Origin of the sequence: Methanospirillum sp., from assembly GCF_035560735.1 — an archaeon.
In the GTDB taxonomy this organism is placed as follows: Archaea; Halobacteriota; Methanomicrobia; order Methanomicrobiales; family Methanospirillaceae; genus Methanospirillum.
This window is the reverse complement of record NZ_DATMYY010000051.1, coordinates 1-5,119: the sequence shown is the minus strand read 5'-3', so window position 1 is coordinate 5,119 and position 5,119 is coordinate 1. Positions and strand designations below refer to the sequence as shown.

Genomic DNA, 5,119 nt, shown 5'->3' with positions numbered 1-5,119 from the left:
AATTTGTTCCTCTCCTTTGTTATCCAAAAGATTTGGTTGCACATTGCAGAGATCACATCAGGGTCATGTGAGATAAAAACATACGCGACCCCGGTCTCTTTTTGAAGATCTTTCATAAGACGCAGAACCTGGGCCTGAACTGATACATCAAGCATCGATGTTGCTTCATCAGCAATCACAAGTTTTGGTTTCAGAGAGAAGATCCGGGCTAGAACCGCACGTTGTACTTCTCCGCCTGAAAGCTGATGTGGATAGCGTGCAAGATGCTCATCACGAAGTCCAACCCGTGAAATAAGCGGTTGTATTGTCTCCATCGCCTCATCAAAACGTAATTTCTTATGAACTATCAGAAGTTCGGTGACACTTTCAGCGAGAGTCATCTTTGGGTTGAGCGAGACCTCAGGATGCTGAAAGATCATCTGGTATGACTGTCTGGACTCTCTGAGTTTTTTCCCAGATAGTTTTCTGGGATTTACTGCATCAAGCAGAATGGTTCCTGAACTCTGCTGTTCAAGCTGCATGATACATCTGCCAAGAGTTGTCTTCCCTGACCCGCTTTCACCAAAAAGACCGACCGATTCTGATTCCAGTACGGTAAATGAGACATTTGAGAAGACATTTCCATGACCGTACGACTTTGAAAGATCCTTTAGTTCGAGAACGGGTGATGACATCTCACACCTCCAATTATTGATTCATTCAATAGGTCTGGGTGTTTCATTCTGCAGACATCAGAACAATACTCACACCTGTCAGCAAACGAACATCCTGCAGGAAGATCAAGAAGGCTTGGACTCTGACCCGCGATTGGAATTAAACCGTTTTTCGGGATTGCCTGGATCAGAGCTCGTGTATATGGATGCCTGGGAGAAGAAAAGATACGTGATACCGGAGCAATCTCAACGATCTCTCCTGCATAAATTACAGCAATTCTTGCGCAGAGCATCTCGGCAAGATCCAGATCATGTGTTATCAAAAGAAGAGAACACTCATTCTGTTTCTGAACATCAGAAAGAACAGTTGCTGTCATCGCACGAGCCCTGAAATCAAGCCCCTTTGTTGGTTCATCAGCAATAATGAGACGTGGTTTTTCAGAAACTGCAATACTTGTAGTCAGTCGCTGCCTCATTCCTCCCGAGAGCTGATGAGGAAACTCCTCTGCAATCCTTGCAGCTGGGACAAGACCAACAGATGAGAGAAGGGCATGAACCCGGGTAACGATCTCGTTTCTGTTTTTGCAGTGATCTCCAACAACTTCTGAGATCTGCTCACCGTTCCGGGTCACCGGATCAAGAGACCCAGATGGGTTTTGTGGAACCAAAGAAATCGATCTGCCACGCAGATGATGCATGGCTTTATCAGATAAAGAATTGAGGTTTTTCCCATCAAATGTGATCTCACCTGTGACCTCTGCATTTGACGGAAGAATCTTAATGACTGCCTGACCTATGACCGATTTTCCTGATCCAGTCTCTCCGACTAGACCCAATACTTCTCCAGTATCTAGTGAGAATGATACATCACGTGATGCATGAACCTCCCCGTCTCCGGTTGGAAATCTGACATTGAGCCCCTGAACGTCAAGAAGTGTCATGAGGGTATTACCGGCTCTTCATGAACATCAAGAATGTCACGCAGTCCTTCTCCAAACACGTTGAATATCATCACAACGACAGTAATTGCAAGGCCCGGGACTATGACATTAAGCGGGGCGGTTCTCAAAAATTCTTTCCCTGCTCCTATCATCGATCCCCATTCCGGAATCTCCGGAGGAATGCCAAGTCCAAGGAAACTGAGACCCGCTGTTGATAATATAACTGATCCAACCTCAAGAGTTGCAAGAATCAGAACCGGCATGATGGCATTTGGAATAAGATGCTTTAGAATAATCCTGCTGTTTGGAAGGCCACCGGTCTTTGCACTCTGAATATACTCAAGGTTAGTAATCGAGAGAACATCTCCCCTCATAAGCCGTGCAAACACTGCCCATTGAGAGAGCGTAAGTGCGAGCACCATATTTGGAATTCCAGGCCCGATTAGTCCGAGAAGTGCCAGTGAGAAGATGATACCGGGAAATGCCAGAAACAGGTCAATACACCGGGAGAGAACCTCGTCAACGATTCCACCATAGAATGCTGCCATACACCCGATCAATGCTCCGGCAAAAAATGCACAGCCTACTGTTGTAAATGCAATAATCAGGGATGTCCGGGTGCCCCAGATTGTCCTGCTAAAGAGATCCCTGCCCAGGTAATCTGTTCCCCATACATGCGATGAAGAAATTCCCAGATTTTTGTTCGGCAGATCAGTGTCGTTAGGATCATATGGTGCGATATATGGTGCACATATGGCGATAGCAACAAGGATGAGAATGCAGGCAAGCGAGACAATAAAAGCGGGACGCTTGATAATCTCATGAATCAACCGGGTATGCGAATCAGAAATAGTCCGGGTCTTTGGATATTTCTTAATCTTTGGAACAACAACAACATCTTCACTCATAACGGATCCTCGGATCTATAACATGATACAGGAGATCAACTCCCAGGTTGACTGTAAGAAAGATAGTTACAATCACTACGATACAGGAGGTAACAACCGGGATATCATGAGAAAATACTGCATCAACCAGTAACTTCCCGATACCTGGCCATGCAAAAATATTCTCAATTATTACCGTTCCGGCAAGAAGATGACCGAAGTACAGGCCCAGCAGAGTTATTACTGGAATGAGTGCGTTTTTTACCGCATGATTCCATATGATCTGCCTGAATGAGAGCCCTTTTGCTATCGTATACGTGATATACTCCTGCCCAAGAGTCTCAAGCATACTTGTCCTGACAATCCTGATGATAACAGCAGTAGGATGAAGAGCCAGTGCAATTGCAGGCAGAATAAGGTTTTGAATAGATCCATACCCGGTAACCGGCAGCCACCCAAGTGTTAAGGAGAAGACGAGAATCAGGATGAGTGCAACCCAGAATGATGGAAATGAGATACTAAAAACTGTAGCGATTCGTATGACGATATCACTTGTTTTACCTTCATGAATTGCTGAATAAATTCCAAGAGGTATTCCGATACATATCACAATGGCCATACTGGCACCTGCCAGGATCATAGTGGGCACAATTGCAAGTGATATCAGACTCAAAACAGGTGTGTCAAAGTAGATAAACGAAGTTCCAAGATCTCCTTTTAAAAGAACGCCACCAAGCCAGTCGCTATACTGTTTCCAGAGTGGATCAACAAGATTATACTTTGCAGAAACTTCGGTAATCATCTGTGCAGACACATCATCCTCAAGGCCAACCAGGGTATGACGTGCTATAGTTTCGGCTGATCCTCCGGGAACTGCATGGAGCAGAAGAAATGCAAGAATTGATGCAGCAAAAATTGTGAGCACCAAAAAAAACAATCGTTTTAGAATATAATGGTGCATAATATCACCTTAAAAAAAGAAGAGATGTAATGTTCAGTCTCAATTCCAGCTCCTCACCCGACAGTCATATTTGCGTCCATTCTGAGGTCATGGGCAGTTGGATCAAACGTATACCCTTTGACTGAATCTTTCTGTGCAATGGTAACTCCATAATCTGCAATCGGAATACAGATCATATCGTCGTATACCTGTGCTTCAAGAGCATTGAACTTGGCATACCTCTCCTTTTTATCAATGGTCTGCTTTGCATCATCGATGAGGGCATCAAGAGAAGTATTGACATACTTACCACTGTTAGAAGAGCCATCTGAGCGGTACCAGGTCTCAATCACATAGGATGGATCAGGGATCATAGCAATGTTAGACGGACTCATGATGAGATCATAATTCATTGCCTTCTGCCGATCAGAAGAAGCTGCACTTGCCATCACTTCGACCTTGGTATCGATTCCGATCTTTCGTAGTGATGCACCGATTGCTTCAGCCATTGGTGGAAGACCCGGCCTCTCCTGTGCAGATACGATATCAATGGTGAACGGTTTTCCTTCTTTCTCGACAATACCGTCGCCATTGGTATCCTCATATCCAGCATCTTTCAGAAGTTGTTTTGCTTTTTCTGGATCATATGGCAGCACATCAAGGTTCTTGTTTGACCATTCCATCTGTGGGATAAAGATACCTTTTGCAGGTGCTCCCACCCCATAGAGGACATTTTCAACGATGTCTGTCCTATTGATTCCGAGTGAAATTGCCTGTCGGACACGCTTATCCTGGAGTGGAGTTCTGTTAAAGTTTACAACAAACCGGTAGACTCTTGGCGTCAGGTAAGTTTTAACATTGATTCCCGGAAGTGCATCAAGTCTCTTCACTTCGTTCATCGGAACATCAACAGTAAAGTCTACCTCTCCCTTTTCAATTGAAAGTGAACGGGCATTTGAATCAGGAATACCGGTGATAACCATGCCTGATAAGTTTACAGGTCCATTCCAGTAATTTGGATTCTTTTTGACAGTAAATGTCCGGGTCTGCTGGTCAAACGAGTCAAAGACCATAGGTCCTGTTCCGATTGGCTTTGTAAAATTACCCTGTGCATTTAATGAATCAGGATGGATGATTGCCATATTCGGGTAATGGAGAGCGTGTGGCAGAATTGGATTTGGCTTGTTTGTCTCGATCTCGATGGTATGATCGTCTACAACCTTACTGGATTTGTAATCCATGTACTGCCGGTTCTGTGCACTGACGTTAGCGGCCCGGTCAAGTGAAAACTTGACTTCTTTGGCAGTTAATGGCTGCCCGTTATGGAATTTGACACCATCCCTGATCTTGAACTGCCAGATCGTCGGAGCGGTCTGGTTCCATGATGTTGCCAGAAGAGGGACAAGCTGGAAGTCCTGCGTTGCACCAACCAGGCTTTCGGTCACGATCGCCTTTTCAGTTATGAAAACTCCGCTGTTAGCAGGATCATATCCCGTGATGAGCCAGAGCTCACCAAATTTCAGAAGCTTATCAGATCCTGACCCCGTTTGTGTTCCTGTTACATTGGGGGCAGAAATATTTGATGAACTGCTCTTGTCAGTGCTTGTGCAGCCTGTCATGAAGACACCTGCAATAAGCAGAATCAGTAACGAGATTGTAAGTACATGTAAAAACTTCAAATTATTCACCTGAATTTCA

5 protein-coding genes are annotated in these 5,119 nt (G+C 44.7%); all 5 read right to left on the bottom strand.

Translation table 11 applies throughout. From position 1 onward, the window contains the following. Positions 1-674, bottom strand: a 674-nt coding sequence (locus tag VN429_RS01360) for an ABC transporter ATP-binding protein (RefSeq protein ID WP_325628988.1), incomplete at its 3' end; no start/stop codon positions are given. Continuing rightward, a complete protein-coding gene (locus VN429_RS01355) occupies positions 650-1,594 on the bottom strand; it encodes an ABC transporter ATP-binding protein (RefSeq protein WP_325628983.1) in 945 nt (314 codons plus the stop codon). The genes VN429_RS01355 and VN429_RS01360, both read right to left, overlap by 25 nt. Then, positions 1,591-2,502 (bottom strand): ABC transporter permease, encoded by a 912-nt coding sequence (locus VN429_RS01350; RefSeq protein ID WP_325628981.1) that lies wholly within the window; start codon positions 2,500-2,502, stop codon positions 1,591-1,593. The genes VN429_RS01355 and VN429_RS01350 overlap by 4 nt, the downstream gene beginning before the upstream one ends. Then, complete coding sequence (locus tag VN429_RS01345; RefSeq protein WP_325628979.1) at positions 2,495-3,442, bottom strand: ABC transporter permease; 948 nt, start codon at positions 3,440-3,442, stop codon at positions 2,495-2,497. The genes VN429_RS01350 and VN429_RS01345 overlap by 8 nt, the downstream gene beginning before the upstream one ends. Before the next feature lie 53 nt (positions 3,443-3,495). Next, on the bottom strand, positions 3,496-5,119 hold a 1,624-nt coding region (locus VN429_RS01340), incomplete at its 5' end, for an ABC transporter substrate-binding protein (RefSeq protein WP_325628977.1).

Coding starts and splice junctions, on each gene's coding strand:
- VN429_RS01355 (WP_325628983.1), bottom strand. CDS start 1,594: ATGACACTTCTTGACGTTCAGGGGCTCAATGTCAGATTTCCAACCGGA.
- VN429_RS01350 (WP_325628981.1), bottom strand. CDS start 2,502: ATGAGTGAAGATGTTGTTGTTGTTCCAAAGATTAAGAAATATCCAAAG.
- VN429_RS01345 (WP_325628979.1), bottom strand. CDS start 3,442: ATGCACCATTATATTCTAAAACGATTGTTTTTTTTGGTGCTCACAATT.